Consider the following 17,267-nt stretch of genomic DNA (forward strand, 5'->3'; position numbering starts at 1 on the left):
ATGCAAGTTGTCGCGGTGCTGGCCATCGAAGGCGCTGTCGCGCTGGAGGTGGCCGGCGCCTGCCAGGTGTTTGCGGCTGCGTACGACCCGGTCAGTGGCGAGCCCCTGTACGACGTACGGGTGTGTGGTGATCAGGCCGGTACTACGGTGCGTGCGCATCGGGTGGAGATTTTCCGGGCGCAGGCGCCGTACAGCTTCGACGAGGCGTTGGCGGCTGACACGGTGATCGTGCCTGCGTCGTACCCGGCGTCGGCTGAGGTGGTCGCACTCGTGCGGGAGGTGCATCGGCGCGGGATCCGGCTTGCTTCGATCTGTACCGGAGCCTTCACGCTGGCTGCGGCTGGGGTGCTGGATGGGCGGATGGCGGCGACTCATTGGGCGCATGCGGAGCGGTTTGCTCGTGAGTATCCGCAGGTTGAGGTGGCCACCGATGTGCTTTATCTGGATGACGGAGAGGTGCTGACGTCCGCGGGCGTGACGGCTGGGCTTGATCTCTGTCTGCATTTGGTACGCCGGGATCACGGGTCGGCCGTTGCGGCCAATGTCGCGCGGAGGCTGGTGATGGCGCCGCATCGGGATGGTGGGCAGGCGCAATTCATCACTGCTCCCACCGTCGCCGGCGAGGGATCGTTGGAGCCGGTGATGCGTTGGATGCAAGAGCATTTGGACGAGCCGCTATCGCTCGCCTCGATCGCTGCGCAGGCCGCGATGAGCACCCGCACCTTGAGCCGCCAGTTCCGTGCACAGACCGGCAGTACTCCGCTGCAGTGGCTCATCCGCCTGCGCATCAACCGCGCCCAGGAACTCCTAGAGACGACCGACCTCACCATCGACCAGATCGCCACCACCTGCGGCTTCGGCAGCCCCCTCCTCCTCCGCCAGCACTTCACCAAAACCCTGGCGACCACCCCAACGGCATACCGAAGAACCTTCGCTCCATTTAGCCTGCCGGGGTGACGATTCTGGCGGAGTACGACGAGGGATGGGCGGCGCAGTACGCGGCGATGGCGGCTGAGTTGGCAGCGGTGTTCGGGGACGCTGTGGCCGAGGTGGAGCACATCGGTAGTACGGCGGTGCCGGGGCTGGTCGCCAAGCCCGTCATCGACATCGCCGCCCGCGCAGCTTCTCTAGAAGTTGCCTCAGGCAAGGATTCTGCACTTGCGGAGCTCGGCTTCAAGTACGAACCTGCCGGCCCGCCTGGACGCCGCACCTACACGCGCGGCCGCGACGGCGTGCTCACCCACAACCTGCACGTCTTCCCCGACGAGGTCTGGGACACGCTCAATCAGCGCATCCTGCGCGACCATCTCCGCGCCACGCCCGAGGCCGTTCGCCGGTACTCCGAACTGAAACGCCGACTCGCCACCCAAGGACTGGCCGGCTTCGACTACACCGCCGCCAAGACGGCCCTCATCCAGGAGCTCACCGACGACGCCCGGCGGCTGCGCGGGCTGCCATCGGTGCCCGTCTGGGAGAGCTAGACCGTCTTGACCGAGCCGCCGTCGATCAGGCGGTACGGACCGGCCCCGGTGAGACGGTATTGACCCGCGGCAACCCGACCGCGCAGCTCTCCTGACCCCAGCAGCGACCCGCTGAGCGTCGAGCGAAGGGTTACCTAACCCGCTTAGGGTCGAAGGTATGACGGAACCGGTGCTCGATATCCCGTTCGCGGACGCGTTCCAGTTCGACCCCTCGCCTACCTTCGCCGAGCTACGCGAAGGCCGCCCGGTGGCACGAGTACGGACGCTGGCGGGAGCCGAGGTCTGGCTGGTGACCCGGTACGACGATGTGCGCCTGGTACTCGCCGATCCGCGCTTCTCCCGCGCGGCCGTGGTGAAGCAAGGCGCCCCTCGGGTCGCGCTCGCCAAGCCGATGCCGAACAGCCTGACCACCACCGACCCACCCGAGCACACCCGGCTGCGCAAGCTGGTGTCGACGACCTTCGCGCATCGCCGGATCGAGCGCACCCGGCCGTGGGTCGCGGAGCTGTCGGCGCAGCTGGCCGATGACGTCGCGAAGGCCGGCGACGGCGCGGACATCCGGGAGCTCGTCGCGCTGCCGTTGCCGATCCAGGTGATCTGCCAACTGCTCGGTGTCCCGTACGCCGATCGCGACCAGTTCCGCGAATGGACGGAACTCGGTTACAGCATGCGGATGGCGGAGAAGGATCTCGTCGAGCAGGCGATGACCGACCTGACGGCGTACATCGACGAGTTGGTCACCCGGAAGCTCGCGACCATGGACCAGCCCGCCGAGGACCTGCTGGACGAGCTCGTCCGGGCCCGTGAGGAAGGCGATCGACTCAGCCATGACGAGCTGATCTCGTTCGGCGTCAACCTGCTCGTGGCCGGCCACGAGACGTCGGCGAACCAGATCTCGAGTTGCGTCGCGACGTTGCTGCGCTGGCCGGAGAACTGGGCTCGGCTGGTCGACAACCACGAGCTGGTGCCGTCCGCCGTCGAGGAACTGCTGCGGTTCAACCGGTTCAGCGAGGTCGGCCAGTTGCGGGTGGCTGTTGAGGATGTGGAGCTGCACGGAGTACAGATCAAAGCGGGTGAGGGCGTGATGGCGGCGCTCAACTCGGCGAACCGCGATCCGCGGCAGTTCGAGAACCCGGACGAGTTGCAGCTCGATCGCAAGGACAACAAGCAGCTGTCGTTCGGCTTCGGGCCGCACTTCTGCCTAGGCGCGCAGCTCGCCCGGATCGAACTACAGGAGTCGCTGCTCGCGCTCCTGCGCCGCTTCCCGAAGCTGAGCCTCGCCAAGCCCGCCGAAGAGCTCAAGTGGCGCCGAGTCCTGGTCAGCGGCCTCGCAGAGCTCCCGGTCAACCTCGGCTAGCCACCAACTCCCCTGTTCATTCGCCCCTTTTTCACCCTGAGGCAGACGATCCGGTCATTGCGGACAGACGGCGAGGGTGAAAAAGGGCGAATGAACAGTTGGTGTCAGTTCTGCGAGTTGGCGACCAGCGTGAGGTTGCTGGTGCCGTTCTCCTTGTCGTACTCCGCGAGCAGCCGCGCGGCGTCCGGCTCGGACGAGGCGATCGCGGAGGCGAGGGTCGCCGCGGTGCGCGGACGGTCCTCGGGCCAGTCGGACAGCAACGCCCAGGCGCGCATCCGCTTCTTCTCCAGGTCGCCACCGGCACCGTTGGACTTCGGCCGCGGTGCCGCCGGACGGGACGAAGTCGTCCGGGCCGTCACCTCGCGAGCGATGACGGCCGGCTCCTCGATCTTGACCGGCTCGGCGACGACGGGCTGGGTGACGACGGGCTGGCTGACGACCGGCTCGGACGGAGCCTGCTCGACGACCGACGCGGCCGGCTTCGGCGTTCCGTTGCGGACAACGGTCTTCTTCTTCGGCGCCGCGGCGGCCGGCTTGGCTGCAGCAGGCTTCGGCTGGGTAGCTGAAGAGGCCGGCTTGGCAGCGGCCCTCGGCTGAGCGGGACGCTGGTCGACAGCAGGCGGCGCCTCGTCGACCGGGTGCTCGGCGAACGGAGACTCCGGCCGCGGCTTGGCCACGACCGGCTGCTGCGCCGCTGCGACTGCCGCCGCCTCGGCCGCGGCTGCCTCCTCGACCACCTCGGCCTCGTCGGCTTCCTCGGTACTACGGTCGTAGGGCAGGTAGTCGACCGCCATCAACTCGCCGGTCATCGCCTCGCCCCACTGCTCGTCATCGCGCAGCGGTACTCCGCCGGTCGGCCGGACCTGCTGGGCCGGCAACTGCTGAACGGGGATCTGCTGCACGGGTGGCGGCGTCGTGCCCTCGACGACCCACACCGCTGCGCGCAGATCGCCACGCTCCTCGGGTGTCGGCTCCGGCTCGGGTGGCGGCGGCGGGGAGATCGCGAGCGTCAGCTTGTTGGTGATGACCTCGTAGTTGATCCGCTCCTCGAGCATCCCGGCCAGCCGGTCCGCGTCGTAGGTCGTCTCGGCGATCTTCGCGAGGCGCTCGTCCTGGTGCTCGGAACGGATGTACTCGGCAACGGTCCCGGCGATGGCGTCGCGCCGGGCGTTGTTGCGCCGCTGGACCCGGGCGGCCCGCAGACTCTCGTACAGGCCGAGGCCGTGCTCGAGTGCGATCGAGCGCGCGGCCCAGGTGACCTTGGGCTCGCGGGCCCACTGGACCACGCCGTAGACGGGTCCAGTGGTGGCCATCTGGCCGGCCTTGCGCAACGCGTCGCGACGACGCGCCGAGCTGTGGATCAGCCAGAGCACGTAGGCGAACGCGGACAGGCCGCCGAAGCCGAAGGCCAGGAAGCGCTCCTCCGGCCGCCAGTGCCCGACGACGTTGAAGACGAGTGCGACGATCGCGGCGAACAGCGACATCGCCCGGTAGGCGTAGGCCTGCTCACCCTTGCGCCGGCGCAGGTCGGCAAGGGCGGCGGTGGCGACACCACCGAGCTCGATGACCGCGACGGCCGGGGTGACCAGGGCGATCTTGAGGAACGGCGAGAAGCCCTCGTCCGGCCACGGGATGTGCGTGACACCGGCCCAGACCTGACCCACGAGGGCGGCGGTGGCGGCGGTGGCGTAGAAGGCGTAGGCGACTTTGTCAGCACCTGTGAGGGGTACGTTGGCGAGCTCGCCAGTACTGGTGCTGGTGGTGTTCTCCTGCAAGACGTGGTCTCCTGACCGGTTTGGGCTCTCCGGCAGTTCGTCGGTGGTGGTGACAGCGATGCCATCCAGGTGGCTGGATGAGGCTACCGGTTCCCGGGCCTTTCAGGGGAGGCGATACCGGAAACGATTCTCTACCGCTACCCCTACCTGCCCATCAAGCGATCACTTCACACCTGCTAGTGAGCGAAATCCAACTGATCGAGTTCGTTCGAAAACCGGGACGCCACACTGGCCGCGGCCGCAGGCTCTCACCCAAGCCGGTGTCCTCGCGATACCGATCCCCCTGGTTAAGGAGCCGCCCATGCGCGTCACCGCAGCACTCACCACCGCCGGTCTGGCCACCCTCGGTCTGCTCGCCCTCGCTCCGGCAGCGTCGGCGCAGGCCGTGCCGACGGCGGGCACCAGCGTCTCGGTCGTGGCCGGCTGGCAGGCGATCGCGAAGTACCCGAACTATCGCCGGTGCGTGGACGCCGGACAGCAGTACGTCCGCGAAGGATTCAACGCCTGGGACTGCCGTCCGGACGGTCCCTCCGGCGAGTACTGGCTGTTCGTGCGCTGAGCAGAGCGGGGCTGGGGAACGCCGGGGGCGGCGTTCCCCAGCCCTGTCGCGTTCAGCTGGTGAGAGCCTTGCCGGCTTGGGTTGCCAGGAGTGCGGAGCGGGTGTCGTCCGAGGCTTCGTCGGCGACGATGGTGGCGTAGCGGAAGTGCAGGGTCTGGCCGGGGTCGAAGGGGAGTTCTTCGGAGAAGAAGGGGGCTGGACAGACGGCCGCGAAGTCTTCGGAGCGGACGAACCATTCCGGTGGGTGGTTGGGGTTGTCGGCGGCGTCGACGATGATCAGGGTGGAGGCTCGGTCGACGGTGTCGTGTTTGCCGGAGAAGCCCATCCAGGCGGCGCGCTGACCGCGGAGTTCGTCGCCGCCCAGGCCTTGAGGTGCGAGGACGGTACCGCCGGTGAAGGACCGCGGGCCGCGCCAGAACAGGCCGCCGTAGCCCGCATTGGGCCGGCCCGCCGTCGTGGGGCTGCCGATCTGGACGGTGTCGCCGGAGACGTTCGTCATCGCCGTCTCGTAGACGAGCACCCAGCCGTCGTCGGCGAGCCGGGTGGTCAGCGTGCGCTGCTCGTCGACGACATGGACGCCGTCCTGCCGATGCCACGACAGGTGGTGCGAGAACCGGACGAGCTCGTCCGAGACGTCGAGCGCGTCGATCCGGTCGTGATCCATCGAGCCGTTGTTGTCCAGCTGCTCATAACCATTCGCTATCGAGAACGTCGGTCCACCCCAGAAGTTCTCGTGCCCGAAGTGCGGCAGCGACCACGTCATGCCCTTGTGCCAGACGTGGTCGTGCGGCCGGAAGACGGAGACGAGATCGCCGCCAAGGGTACGGATCGGGTGCAGGTACGGCCGCGGCGACTCCAACTGCGGGTCGGTCGGCCGGTACACGTAGGTGAACAGCTCGCGATCGGCCGCCGTGACCTGGATGGACCGGCCGACGGCGTGGTTGCAACCGAGGTTCTGCGTCATCTATCGAAGCTCCGATTCTTCAGTTGGTCTTGCCCAAGGCACCCCGAGCTCGCTGAACAACTCCTGCCGCTCGGCCGCCTGTTCGATCCACTTCTCGATCCCCGGTACTACGGGATGCCGCTCATCCCCGACGCCTTCCCAGCTCGCGGCGATCGCCCGCGGCGGCGGTGCGGACCGGACAGCGTCGAGCACGCGCATGAACCCGCCCGTCTGATCCAGCGGCGCGAGCAACGGCACTCCGGTGCGCCGATGCTCGAGCAGATTCGCCAGCAGGTCAGTTCGCCCGTACTGCGTCGTGGCGCCGCCGATCTCGAGTTCGTCGCTGGTGTATCCCAGTACTGCTTGGCCTTTCGAGCCGTAGACGGTGACCTTCGGCGGTTCGTCGTCCGCGGCGCAAAGGGTGAGAGCGGCCACGATGGTGGTGCCACGCGTCGTCCGGATCCGAACCGTCGAGGTGTCATCGGCCTCGATCTCGTTGGCGTGGAACAGCTCGGCCTCCACCCCGGCGACCTGATCGGCACGCGCTGATCCATCGACCAGCAACGCGGCCGCCACCGAATGGGCGAACGCATTCGTCACCACCCCATCCACCACCGGTACGCCGTCCAGCGTCCGCCGGCCGGCCCATCTCGCGCGTTGCCAGTAAGCCTGTTTGCGGACCCAGAGCCCGGTCGTACCGATCCCCTGAATCTCACCCAAGGTGCCATCGGCAACCATTTCGGTGAGCTTCAGCACTGCGCCAGATCCCTGTGCCTGGAAGCCGATCTGGCAACTCCGGCCGGTCTCCTCAAGCACTTGCAGCAGCCGCTCGAACTCCACCATCGAAGCGAAAGGCGGCTTCTCCAGCAACACGTCGGCGCCGGCCCGCAATGCCAGCTCAGCCAACGGTGCATGCGTGTGGATCGGAGTGCTGAGCACGACGACGTCGACCTGCTCAGCAGCCAGCAAAGCCGGCAGGTCCGAGTAGACGCCAATTTCAGAAGATAGTTCTGTAGGCGGGCGCGGATCAGCGACTGCCACTAACTGGCAGCCACCGTCCGCGGCGAGCTGGGCGGCTCGGCGTACATGGGAGGCCCCATGGCCGTGGATGCCGACTACCGCCACCCGTGGCATTGACACTATTTGAGTTCTCCGCTGATCTCGTCCAGCATCGCCTTCGCTGCCTTGTCGGCCGGCTGGCGGCCGAACAGCACCTCGGTCGTGTAGCGCTGGACGATCTTCTCCGCCTGACCGCCACCGACCGGCGGCGCCGGCGACGGTTCGCCGAGTTCCTTGCCGATGTCCTGGATGAACTTCGCCGAGGTCGCGTCGGCGGGCTGGAGCTTCGACGCCACCGCGGTCCGGATCTCGGTGTTCGGCGGTACCCCGCGCTCGGCCAGCAGGATGTTGCCGGCGCCGCTCGCGTTGGCCAGGTAGTTGACGAACTCGGCCGCTTCCTTCTGGTGCTTGGAGCGCGACGAGATCGACCAGAACATGGATCCCTTGTAGTACGAGCCGTTGTCGGCCGCCTTGCCGTCGCTGCTCGGGATCCGGAGCAGCTTCATCTGCTGGCCGGACGCCTTGTCCATCGCCAGCAACTGGTTGCTCCAGATGAAGCTCATCGCCAGCTTGCCGGTCGCCATCATCGACTGGTCGAGCGGCGCGTTCAGGTCCTGCGAGACCGCCTCGGCCGACGGCAGCGCCTTCGCGTCGCGCAGCTTCAGGACGTACTGGAAGAAGGAGTTCGCCTTGTCCTCAGAGACGCCGAGCTTGCCGTCCTTGGTCCACAGCGACTCACCGTTCTGCCGCGCCCACAGGTTCAGCCCTGCCTCGTTCTGGCCGAGCGTCCCGGTGCCCCAGCCCTTGCCGTTCAGCTTCGAGGAGATCTCCGCGGAGATCCGGGCGTAGTCGTCCCAGGTCCACTTGGTGTCGTCCGGCAGCGCGACGCCGGCGGCCTTGAAGACGGCCGGGTTCGCGATCACGGCGAACGAGTTGATCCCGGCGTTCAGCCCGTACAGTCCGCCGTCGAACTCGCCGGCCGCCAAGGTGTCCGGCTCGAACTTGCCGGTGTCGAGGCCGTCGGCCTTCTTCAGGTCGAGCAGCGCGCCGCGATCGGCGTACTCACGCAGGTACTTCTCGTCCATCTGAATGATGTCCGGCGCGTTGTTGGCCGCGACCGTGGTGGCGAGCTTGTCCCAGTAGCCGGACCACTCGCCGAACTCACCCTTGATGGTGACGTCCGGATGATCCTTCTGGTACGCGTCGATGGCCTGCTGGGTGAGCTTGGTCCGGGTGTCCGATCCCCACCAGGTGAACCGGAGCGTGGTCTTGCCGCCTTCGGAGGACGACGACGGGCCACCGGAGTCACCGCCACAGGCACTGGCGGCCAGCAGGACGGTGGCGAGCGCGGCGGCGGCCACGGTCCGTGGGATGTGCAGCCTCATGATGTGCACCTTTCGGAGGGGTTACTTGATGCCGGTGGTCGCGATGCCCTTGATCAGGAACCGCTGGCCGAGCAGGAAGGCGAGGAAGATCGGGATCAGGGAGACGACCGACATCGCGAACATCGATCCCCAGGACGTGCTCGTGGTGGCGTCGACGAACGAGCGCAGCGCGACCGGGACGGTGTACATCTTCGGATCGGTCAGGTAGATCAGCTGGCTGAAGAAGTCGTTCCAGGTCCAGATGAAGGTGAAGATCGCCGTGGTCGCCAGGGCCGGCACCATCAGCGGCAGGATCACCCGGAGGAAGATCCCAGCCCGGCCGCAGCCGTCGATCCGGGCCGCCTCGTCCAGCTCGCGCGGGATGCCGCGGATGAACTGCACCATCAAGAAGACGAAGAACGCGTCGGTGGCCAGCAGCTTCGGCACGATCAGCGGCAGGAACGTGTTGATCCAGCCGGCCCGCGAGAACAAGATGTACTGCGGCACGATCACCACGTGGATCGGCAGCATGATGCTGAGCAGCATGATCGCGAACCAGAGCTTCTTCGCGGTGAACTCCAGCCGGGCGAACGCGTACGCCGCCATCGAGCAGGACACCAGGTTGCCGACGATCGCGCCGAGCACCACCACGGCCGAGTTCAGCAGGTACCGGGTGAACGGCTCGGTCAGCGCGTTCCAGCCGACCCGGTAGTTCTCGATCTTCAGGTCCTTCACCAGGATGCCGGGATCGCGGAAGATCTCGTTGCCCGGCCGCAGCGAGCTGACCACCATCCAGATCACCGGATAGAGCATCAGCAGGGCCGACCCGGCCAGGACGATGTGGATGACCAGCGGCCGGACCCGCGCCCAGCTCAGGCCGGACTGCCGTCGCGCGGCCACTGACGTTCGGAGCGTCTCAGTCGTCATAGAACACCCAGTACTTCGAGGCGAAGAAGTTGGCCGCGGTGAAGATGCCGATGATGACCAGCAGGAACCACGCCATCGCCGACGCGTAGCCCATGTCGAAATTGCCGAAGCCGCGGTCGTACAGGTAGAGCGTGAAGAACATCGTCGAGTCCGACGGCCCGCCGCTGCCGCCCGAGACGACGAACGCCTGGGTGAACGACTGGAACGCGTGGATGATCTGCAGCACCAGGTTGAAGAAGATGATCGGGGTGAGCAGCGGCAGCGTGATGCTGAAGAACCGGCGCAGCACCCCGGCTCCGTCGACCGACGCGGCTTCGTAGTACATCGCGGGGATCTGCCGCAGGCCGGCCAGGAAGATCACCATCGGCGAACCGAACGTCCAGACGTTCAGCACGATGAGGGTGCCCAGCGCCGTACTCGGATCGGAGATCCAGCCTTTGCCCTCGATGCCGATCACCGACAGCGCCTGGTTGAACAGGCCCTCGGTGCCGAACACCTGGCGCCACAGGACCGCGATCGCGACACTCGAGCCGAGCAGCGACGGCAGGTAGAAGATCGAACGGTAGAAGGCCATCCCACGGACGCCGCGATCGAGCACGACGGCGAGCAGCAGGGCGATCGTGAGTTGCAGCGGCACCGAGACGAACACGTAGGTGAAGGTCACCCGCAGCGAGTTGTGCAGCCGCTCGTCGGACAGCATCCGGGTGAAGTTCTCCAGCCCGATCCACTCCGGCGCCTGGATCAGGTTGTAGTCGGTGAAGGCGAGATAGAGCGAGGCCAGCATCGGCCCGATCGTGATCGCGAACAGCCCGAGCAGCCAGGGCGCCAGGAACAGATAGGCCGCGAGATTGTCTTTCTTCTGCCCCGGCGGTTTCTTCCGCCCGAGCGTGCCCAGCTCACTCAGCGCGCTCATTCTTTCGCGCCTCCAGTTGCCTCGAGGTCAGTGGAAAGCGTTTGCCCAGTCCGCCTGAAGTTAGTTGACCGAACCGGTTCAGACAAGACCTTTCCGGGATTTACCACGGCCGGTTCCGGACGGCTGCGAAGTCTTGACGACGGCTCGCTGCGCAGGGACAGTACTGGGCATTTGGGAACCGCTTTCCCCGCCTGTGGAGGCTCGCATGCAGCGTCGGACGTTCTTGGCCGGATCTCTCGGAGCACTGTCGGCGGGCGCCCTGCCGGCCGGATCGGCGGCGGCGTCCGGCGGTACCGACGAGACATTCCTCACCCTGCTGACGACCAGGAACGAGGCGCAGATTCCACTCGTTCTGGACAGCTACCGAAATACCGCTGACAGCGTCCGGACGAACGCCCGGAAAGCCAGGCGGCTGGTCTCCGGCTATGTCTGGGAACGGTCCGCACGGCACCACGACGGCGCCCTGATCGAACCGCTGGAGTTCCTGGTCGAGCGGCTCGCGACGCTGCAGCACGACGACGGCACCTACGACATCGGCAACCTTCACTCGCCACCCGACAGCGCATTCGCAGTGCAGGACCTCTGCCTCATCTGGGCCTTGCTCGATGCCGACGACCAGGCTGCGACCGAGCCGTCCCGGGTCGCCCTCGGACGGATCATCCGCAAGGCCGGTCCCGCGCTCGCCGCCGGCGGAGTACACACTCCCAACCACCGTTGGGAGGTGTCGGCGGCGCTCGCCCGGGTCAATCACCTGTTCCCCGACCGCCGGTACGTCGCCCGCATCGACGACTGGCTCGATGAAGGGATCGACGCGACCCCGGACGGGATCTACAGCGAACGAAGCGCCACCTACGCCTCCGAAGTGACGAACCCGTCGCTGCTGACGATCGCCTGGTTGCGGCACAAGCCGGAGCTGATCCCCTTCGTTCGCAGGAATCTCGCCGCCACCTTGTTCCTGCTCGAGCCCAACGGCGAGGTGGACACGATCGCGTCGCGGCGGCAGGACCAGACCAGGGTCCGCGACAGCTGGTGGTACCTGACCCAGTTCCGCGAGCTCGCCCTGCACGATCAGGACGGGCGGTTCGCGACTGTCGCGAAGGAGATCGAACGCAGCGGCGCCGGCGAGCTGGGCGACTTCCTCGCCGAGGTGCTCGAACGCCCCGACCTCGCGGCTCGACTCCCGGCCGCCGCGCCGGCACCGGCGGACTTCGTCCACGAGTTCCCGGCCCAGCAACTCGCTCGCATCCGGCGGGGTTCCCGGACGGCGACGCTGTTCGGCGGTACCGACTTCCACGACATCCCCGTGATCGCGTCCGGTCTGTCGACCAATCCCACCTTCTTCAAGTTCCGCACCGGCGCCGCGATCCTCGACTCGGTCCGGCTGTCGCCGCAGTTCTTCAGCACCGGGCACTTCCGCAGCGACGGTCTGCACAGGTCCGGTGATCGGAGCTTCCGGCTCGCCGACGAGGTGAAAGTCCCGTACCATCTGCCGCTGACGAAGCGGTACCGGCGCAGCGACGGCGCCTACGCGTTGACCGGCGAAGGCCGCTTCTACGCCTCGATGGACTTCCCGCACCGGCCGAAGCAGTACCGCACGCTCCGCACCGCCGTCACCGTGACGGAGGCCGGCGCAGGGTTCGATCTGACCTTCGACCTGTCCGGCTCCGAGGTTCCGTTCGCGATCGAGCTGTGCTTCCGGCCGGGCGGAACGCTCACCGGGGTCGAGCAGCTCGATGCTGCCGGCAACTACCAGCTCGTCGACGGCACCGGCGCCTACACGGTCGGCGCCGACCGGATCGAGTTCGGCCCCGGCAACGGGTCCGCTCGCGTCACCATGGACCCGGGCGAGCGCTACACCCAACTCAACGGCAGCCTGACCCCGGACGGCCTGCGCGTGTACCTCACCGGCCGCTCCCCCGCCCGCTACACCCTTCACCTGCGAGCAAGCTGAAGTCCCCTGCTAATTCGTATTACTAAGTCGACTCACCCTTGACGATGGCAAACCTGCCGGTCTAGCGTCCGGACCAGCAGGTTTGCCAATACGTATTACCCAAGGGTGGCGGCTGGATGAGCGAGCGGTTGACGCAGCGGGACATCGCGCGGCTGGCGCGGGTCAGCCAGACGACCGTCTCGCTGGTGCTGAACAACCGCACGGCCGCGTCGGCGCGGATCCCGATGGAGACGCGGGACCGGGTGCTGAAGGTGATCCGGGAGACCGGGTACGTCGCGGACCCGCTCGCACGGAGGTTACTGCAGCAGCGCAACCAGATCCTCGGGGTGTTCACCTACGAGTCGGTGTTCCCGAGCGCGAGCGCCGATTTCTACCACCCGTTCCTGAGCGGCATCGAGGAAAGCGCCGAAGAACTCGGCTGCGACCTCCTCCTCTTCACCAGCGCGCCAGTCACCGACGGCCGCCGCCTCGTCTTCCACGACAACAACCGCCTCCGCATCGCCGACGGCTCCCTCCTCCTAGGCCGCCGCATCCCCGCCTCCGAACTGAGCCGCCTGGTAGCCGAGAACTACCCCTTCGTCTCAGTAGGCCGCCGCGACAACCCCCTCCTACCGGACGGCACCCCCGCGGTCATCCCCTACGTAGGCGCCGACTACACGACAGCCACCGCAACCGTCGCCGCCCGCGCGTTGCAGCTAGGCCACGAGAAGGTCGCCTTCGTTGGCCCGGGTGAGGGCGCAGAGTCATCGGCCGACCGCCTCACAGGCTTCCGACAGGTAGCCCCACGAGGCCTTCATCTGCAGGGCGGTGAAGTGCTTGAGGAGTTGCTGGCTCGCGGGATTACTGCGGTGTTCGTGGAGGATCTGGCGGACGCAGCTGCGCTCGCGACAGCGGCTCGGGCGCGCGGGTTGGACGTACCGGGGGATTTGTCGGTGGTTGCGCTTGGTGATGCGAGTCGGCCGGTGGAGGGGGATGGGGAGTACTCGGGGTTTCACATTCCTCGGAAGGAGATGGGGCGGCGGGCGGTCGGGTTGCTGGAGGCGATCTTGTCCGGGGATGTGGACGACCCGCAGCAGCTCCTGCCGTGTGAGCTCGTCGATGGAAGCACGCTCGCTCAGGCGAAAGGGTTTTGATGGAGACGGATGTGCTGGTGATCGGTGGCGGGCTCGGTGGGGTTGCTGCGGCGCTGGGGGCCTTGCGGGGTGGGCGGTCGGTGGTGATGACCGAGGAGTACGACTGGTTGGGTGGGCAGTTGACCAGCCAGGCGGTACCACCGGACGAGCACACGTGGGTCGAACAGTTCGGGGTCACCGCGTCGTACCGGGCACTCCGGGACGGGATCCGCGACTACTACCGCCAGTACTACCCACTCACTGCCGAGTCGAGAGCAGCAGCGGAGCTCAACCCCGGCGCCGGCTACGTATCCAAGCTCTGCCACGAACCGCGAGTCGCCGTAGCCGTGCTGGAGTCGATGCTCGCGCCGTACCGCGCCAGCCGCCGGCTGCAGATTCTCCAACCGTACAAGCCGATCGCGGCCACCACCGACGGCGACCGGGTGACCTCGGTGACCGTCCAGCACCGGGACAGCGCAGACCAACTCACCCTGACCGCGCCGTACATCCTCGACGCCACCGAGACCGGAGAGCTCCTCCCCCTCACCGGCACCGAGTACGTGACCGGCTTCGAGTCCCAGGCGACCACCGGTGAGCCCAGCGCACCAGCAGAAGCCCAACCGCTCAACATGCAAGCAGTGTCGTTCTGCTTCGCGGTGGACCACGTCGACGGCAACCAGGTTGGCGACAAGCCGGCCAACTACGCGTACTGGCGCAACTACCAGCCACCGTTCTGGGGCGACCGCATGCTCTCCTGGAACGCCCCTGACCCACGCACTCTCGCCCCCTCGCGCCGGACCTTCACCCCCAATCCGGACGACGACCCACTCGCAGTAGTGGCCGACCAGCGGCGTACCGGCGGTGATACCAACCTCTGGACCTTCCGGCGGATCGCTGCGCGCAGGCACTTCACCCCTGGCGCCTACGAGTCCGACATCTGCCTGGTGAACTGGCCGATGATCGACTACCTCGACGGCCCGGTGTTCGACGTACCAGACGCTGCCAAGCACCTGGCGAGCGCTAAGGAGCTCTCGCAGGCTGTCTTCTACTGGCTCCAGACTGAAGCGCCCCGGCCTGACGGCGGTACCGGCTTCCAGGGGCTTCGGCTCCGCGGCGACCTCCTGGACTCAGCAGACGGCCTGGCGCAGGCCCCGTACATCAGGGAGTCGCGGCGCATCGCAGCGGAGTACACGGTCGTCGAGCAGGACCTGTCAGTCGCAGTACGCGGGGCGAAGGGCGCAGCGGAGTACGGCGACAGTGTGGGCGTCGGGATGTACCGGATCGACCTGCACCCGTCCACGGGTGGCGACAACTACATCGACGTGGCCAGCAGTCCGTTCCGGATCCCACTCGGGGCATTGATCCCGCAGCGGGTCGAGAACCTGCTGCCGGCCAGTAAGAACCTAGGCACCACCCACATCACCAACGGCTGCTACCGGCTGCACCCGGTCGAGTGGAACATCGGCGAGGCCGCGGGGCTGCTCGCTGCCTTCTGCCTGGACCGTCGCGTCAGCCCGCGCGCGGTCCGCAACTCCCCTGCTCTGCTCAGCGACTTCCAGGCAGTACTGGTCGCCCAGGGCCTCGAACTGAGCTGGCCGGACGTCTCCGGCTACTGATGGAGGAATGACAGTATGAAACTCCGACTCCTCACAGCAGCGGTCTCAGCCGCAGCGCTGCTGGCCTTGGCCGGCTGTGGCGGCTCCGACAGCGACGGCGCGGCAGCGTCCGGACCGATCGACCTGCGGATGACGATCTGGAGCGCGAATGCCAAGCACACCGCGCTGTTCGACCAGCTCGCCACCGCCTACAAGAAGGATCACCCGGAGATCGGCAAGATCTCCTTCGAGTCGATCCCGTTCGACAGCTACACGACCGCGCTGACCACCCAGATCGGCGGCGGCAACGCTCCCGACCTGGCCTGGATCCTGGAGAGCACCGCGCCGGACTTCGTCACCTCGGGCGCGCTGGAACCGATCGACAAGGATCCAGACCTGTTGCCCAGCGCAACAGCCACCTGGGAGCAGGACGGCAAGCTGTTCGCCTATCCCTTCTCTACTTCGCCGCTGGGGGTCTTCGTCAACACCGATCTGGTGACGGCGGCCGGACGACCGACCCCTGCACAGCAGATCGCGGCCGGTACGTGGACCTGGGACCAGGCGGTCGCCACCGGCGCCGCAGTACAGGCGAAGACCGGCAAGGGCGGCATCGTGGTCGGCGACTTCGACTACAAAGGCTGGGACACGCTGAACACGATCTGGGCCGGCTGGGGCGCGCGGCCGTGGAGCGAAGACGGCAAGAGCTGCGGGTTCGACCAGCAGCCGATGGTGGACGCGATGACCTTTGTCCACAAGACCATCTTCACCGACAAGGCGATGCCCGGCCCGGGTCGGACGACGGACTTCTTCGCGGGCGACGCATCGATGGTACTGACCCAGATCAGCCGCGCGGCCCTGCTGGAGAAGGCGAAGTTCAAGTGGGATCTGGTACCACTACCGAAGGGCCCGGCCGGTGAGTACTCGGTGGTCGGGCAGGCCGGGATCGGCGTGATGAAACGCGGCAAGCACGCCGACGAGGCGAAGAAGTTCCTTGCCTACTTCACCAATCAGGAGAACTCAGCCAAGCTCGCGCAGTTCTTCCCGCCGCCCCGCAAGTCGCAGCTCACCACCTCGCTGCTGGCGAAGGCCAATCCCCTGCTCAAGCCCGAGCAGCTGCAGAGTGTCGTGATCGACGGCATCGAGCGCGGCGACATCAAGACCAGCCACACCGGGTACGCCGAACTGCAGCAGACCGTCCGCGCTGCCCTCGACCCGCTCTGGAAGCCGGACGCCGACGTCAAGGCTGTGCTCTCGAGTGTGTGCTCGAAGATCAACCCGCTGTTGAGCAAATGACCCTACTTGTCGACAAGCCGGTGACTGCGACGTCGAAGCCGGCCCGGGCACCGTACTGGAACATGCGAAGGCGTGATGAGCTGGCCGGCTGGTTGTTCATCACGCCGCAGCTGATCGGGATCGTTGCCTTCGTCATCGTTCCGCTCGGGCTGGTGGTCTGGTACAGCCTGCACGAGTGGAACGTGCTGGCCGGCACCTTCGACTTCGTTGGCGCCGGCAACTACAAGGCGCTGGCCGACGATGCCCGGCTGGGTCCGGCGCTGCGGGCGACCGGGATGTTCTCCCTCGGGCTGGTGGTGCTCAACCTCAGCCTCGCGTTGTTCCTCGCAGTACTGCTCAACCAGAAGCTGCGCGGGACCGTCTTCTTCCGGACGCTGTTCTTCTCGCCCGTTGTCGTCACGCTGGTCGCCTGGACGATCGTCTGGGGTTTCCTGCTGCAGGACAACGGCGGGATCAACGGCTTCCTGAACACGCTGGGAATCGATGGGCCCAACTGGCTGCGGGGTGACGCGACGGCGATGATCTCGGTGATCGTCGTGCAGCTCTTCAAGGGCGTCGGGCTCAACATGGTGCTGTTTCTCGCTGCCCTGCAAGGCGTTCCGGCCGAGCTCTACGAGGCCGCGCGCATCGACGGCGCCTCGGCCTGGGCGCGGTTCCGCCGGGTGACGGTGCCGCTGATCAGCCCGACGATCCTGCTGACGTCGATCCTGACGGTGGTCGGTTCGCTGCAGGTGTTCGCGCAGATCGCAGTACTGACGCAAGGCGGGCCGGGGACATCGACGACCGTGCTCGTCTACTACCTGTACCAGCAGGCCTTCCAGTTCCATCACTTCGGGTACGGCGCGACGATCTCGTTGTTGCTCTTCGTCATCGTGCTCGCGCTGACCTTCCTGCAGTGGCGAATGCGCCGGAAGTGGGCCTTCTATGAAAACCAATAG

Annotated in this window: 15 protein-coding genes; 9 read left to right on the plus strand and 6 right to left on the minus strand. The window is 66.9% G+C overall.

Annotated elements, in window-relative coordinates:
- The 3 genes from OHA70_RS07135 (at position 1) to OHA70_RS07145 (ending at position 2,838) form a co-directional block, all read left to right on the plus strand.
- Positions 1 to 957, plus strand: coding sequence for a GlxA family transcriptional regulator (locus OHA70_RS07135; RefSeq protein ID WP_328329837.1), 957 nt, complete (start codon positions 1 to 3; stop codon positions 955 to 957).
- Entirely contained in the window at positions 954 to 1,481 is a 528-nt protein-coding gene (locus OHA70_RS07140; protein ID WP_328329839.1) for a GrpB family protein, read from the plus strand. Before OHA70_RS07135 ends, OHA70_RS07140 begins: the two co-directional genes overlap by 4 nt.
- 157 nt (positions 1,482 to 1,638) lie before the next feature.
- Entirely contained in the window at positions 1,639 to 2,838 is a 1,200-nt protein-coding gene (locus OHA70_RS07145) for a cytochrome P450 (RefSeq protein WP_328329841.1), read from the plus strand.
- Positions 2,839 to 2,942: 104 nt separating this feature from the next.
- Here the strand turns inward: OHA70_RS07145 and OHA70_RS07150 are convergent, their stop codons facing one another.
- Positions 2,943 to 4,613 carry a hypothetical protein gene (locus tag OHA70_RS07150; RefSeq protein WP_328329843.1) on the minus strand — a complete coding sequence of 557 codons (1,671 nt, stop codon included), beginning with the start codon at positions 4,611 to 4,613 and terminating at the stop codon, positions 2,943 to 2,945.
- A gap of 301 nt (positions 4,614 to 4,914) precedes the next feature.
- On the opposite strand from OHA70_RS07150, the gene OHA70_RS07155 reads away from it, so the two are divergent.
- Complete coding sequence (locus OHA70_RS07155) at positions 4,915 to 5,172, plus strand: hypothetical protein (protein WP_328329845.1); 258 nt, start codon at positions 4,915 to 4,917, stop codon at positions 5,170 to 5,172.
- Between the two features lie 52 nt (positions 5,173 to 5,224).
- Here OHA70_RS07155 and OHA70_RS07160 read toward each other — a convergent pair whose 3' ends face one another.
- Genes OHA70_RS07160 through OHA70_RS07180 form a run of 5 tightly spaced genes read right to left on the minus strand, consistent with a single transcriptional unit; the run spans position 5,225 to position 10,378 of the window.
- Positions 5,225 to 6,136, minus strand: a complete 912-nt coding sequence (locus OHA70_RS07160; protein WP_328329847.1) for a PmoA family protein — start codon at positions 6,134 to 6,136, stop codon at positions 5,225 to 5,227.
- Positions 6,137 to 7,249 carry a Gfo/Idh/MocA family protein gene (locus OHA70_RS07165; protein ID WP_328329849.1) on the minus strand — a complete coding sequence of 371 codons (1,113 nt, stop codon included), beginning with the start codon at positions 7,247 to 7,249 and terminating at the stop codon, positions 6,137 to 6,139.
- 5 nt (positions 7,250 to 7,254) lie between these two features.
- Positions 7,255 to 8,559, minus strand: coding sequence for an ABC transporter substrate-binding protein (locus OHA70_RS07170; protein WP_328329851.1), 1,305 nt, complete (start codon positions 8,557 to 8,559; stop codon positions 7,255 to 7,257).
- Between the two features lie 21 nt (positions 8,560 to 8,580).
- Complete coding sequence (locus OHA70_RS07175) at positions 8,581 to 9,465, minus strand: carbohydrate ABC transporter permease (protein ID WP_328329853.1); 885 nt, start codon at positions 9,463 to 9,465, stop codon at positions 8,581 to 8,583.
- On the minus strand, positions 9,455 to 10,378 hold the full coding sequence (locus OHA70_RS07180; protein WP_328329855.1) for a carbohydrate ABC transporter permease: 924 nt from the start codon (positions 10,376 to 10,378) through the stop codon (positions 9,455 to 9,457). Before OHA70_RS07180 ends, OHA70_RS07175 begins: the two co-directional genes overlap by 11 nt.
- Before the next feature lie 205 nt (positions 10,379 to 10,583).
- Between OHA70_RS07180 and OHA70_RS07185 the strand changes: the two genes are divergently transcribed.
- The 5 genes from OHA70_RS07185 to OHA70_RS07205 all read left to right on the plus strand — a co-directional run bounded on the left by OHA70_RS07185 (position 10,584) and on the right by OHA70_RS07205 (position 17,267).
- Positions 10,584 to 12,329, plus strand: a complete 1,746-nt coding sequence (locus tag OHA70_RS07185) for a hypothetical protein (protein ID WP_328329857.1) — start codon at positions 10,584 to 10,586, stop codon at positions 12,327 to 12,329.
- A 116-nt stretch (positions 12,330 to 12,445) separates the two neighbouring features.
- Positions 12,446 to 13,462 (plus strand): LacI family DNA-binding transcriptional regulator, encoded by a 1,017-nt coding sequence (locus OHA70_RS07190; protein ID WP_328329859.1) that lies wholly within the window; start codon positions 12,446 to 12,448, stop codon positions 13,460 to 13,462.
- The gene (locus tag OHA70_RS07195) at positions 13,462 to 15,057 is read left to right on the plus strand and encodes an FAD-dependent oxidoreductase (RefSeq protein WP_328329861.1); all 1,596 of its coding nucleotides are present in this window, start codon (positions 13,462 to 13,464) and stop codon (positions 15,055 to 15,057) included. Before OHA70_RS07190 ends, OHA70_RS07195 begins: the two co-directional genes overlap by 1 nt.
- Before the next feature lie 15 nt (positions 15,058 to 15,072).
- A complete protein-coding gene (locus OHA70_RS07200) occupies positions 15,073 to 16,329 on the plus strand; it encodes an ABC transporter substrate-binding protein (protein WP_328329863.1) in 1,257 nt (418 codons plus the stop codon).
- Positions 16,326 to 17,267, plus strand: a complete 942-nt coding sequence (locus OHA70_RS07205; RefSeq protein ID WP_328329865.1) for a carbohydrate ABC transporter permease — start codon at positions 16,326 to 16,328, stop codon at positions 17,265 to 17,267. Before OHA70_RS07200 ends, OHA70_RS07205 begins: the two co-directional genes overlap by 4 nt.

It is taken from the genome of Kribbella sp. NBC_00382, assembly GCF_036067295.1.
Lineage (GTDB): Bacteria > Actinomycetota > Actinomycetes > Propionibacteriales > Kribbellaceae > Kribbella.

Coding starts and splice junctions, on each gene's coding strand:
- OHA70_RS07135 (WP_328329837.1), top strand. CDS start 1: ATGCAAGTTGTCGCGGTGCTGGCCATCGAAGGCGCTGTCGCGCTGGAG.
- OHA70_RS07145 (WP_328329841.1), top strand. CDS start 1,639: ATGACGGAACCGGTGCTCGATATCCCGTTCGCGGACGCGTTCCAGTTC.
- OHA70_RS07155 (WP_328329845.1), top strand. CDS start 4,915: ATGCGCGTCACCGCAGCACTCACCACCGCCGGTCTGGCCACCCTCGGT.
- OHA70_RS07160 (WP_328329847.1), bottom strand. CDS start 6,136: ATGACGCAGAACCTCGGTTGCAACCACGCCGTCGGCCGGTCCATCCAG.
- OHA70_RS07165 (WP_328329849.1), bottom strand. CDS start 7,249: ATGCCACGGGTGGCGGTAGTCGGCATCCACGGCCATGGGGCCTCCCAT.
- OHA70_RS07170 (WP_328329851.1), bottom strand. CDS start 8,559: ATGAGGCTGCACATCCCACGGACCGTGGCCGCCGCCGCGCTCGCCACC.
- OHA70_RS07175 (WP_328329853.1), bottom strand. CDS start 9,465: ATGACGACTGAGACGCTCCGAACGTCAGTGGCCGCGCGACGGCAGTCC.
- OHA70_RS07180 (WP_328329855.1), bottom strand. CDS start 10,378: ATGAGCGCGCTGAGTGAGCTGGGCACGCTCGGGCGGAAGAAACCGCCG.
- OHA70_RS07185 (WP_328329857.1), top strand. CDS start 10,584: ATGCAGCGTCGGACGTTCTTGGCCGGATCTCTCGGAGCACTGTCGGCG.
- OHA70_RS07190 (WP_328329859.1), top strand. CDS start 12,446: ATGAGCGAGCGGTTGACGCAGCGGGACATCGCGCGGCTGGCGCGGGTC.
- OHA70_RS07195 (WP_328329861.1), top strand. CDS start 13,462: ATGGAGACGGATGTGCTGGTGATCGGTGGCGGGCTCGGTGGGGTTGCT.
- OHA70_RS07200 (WP_328329863.1), top strand. CDS start 15,073: ATGAAACTCCGACTCCTCACAGCAGCGGTCTCAGCCGCAGCGCTGCTG.
- OHA70_RS07205 (WP_328329865.1), top strand. CDS start 16,326: ATGACCCTACTTGTCGACAAGCCGGTGACTGCGACGTCGAAGCCGGCC.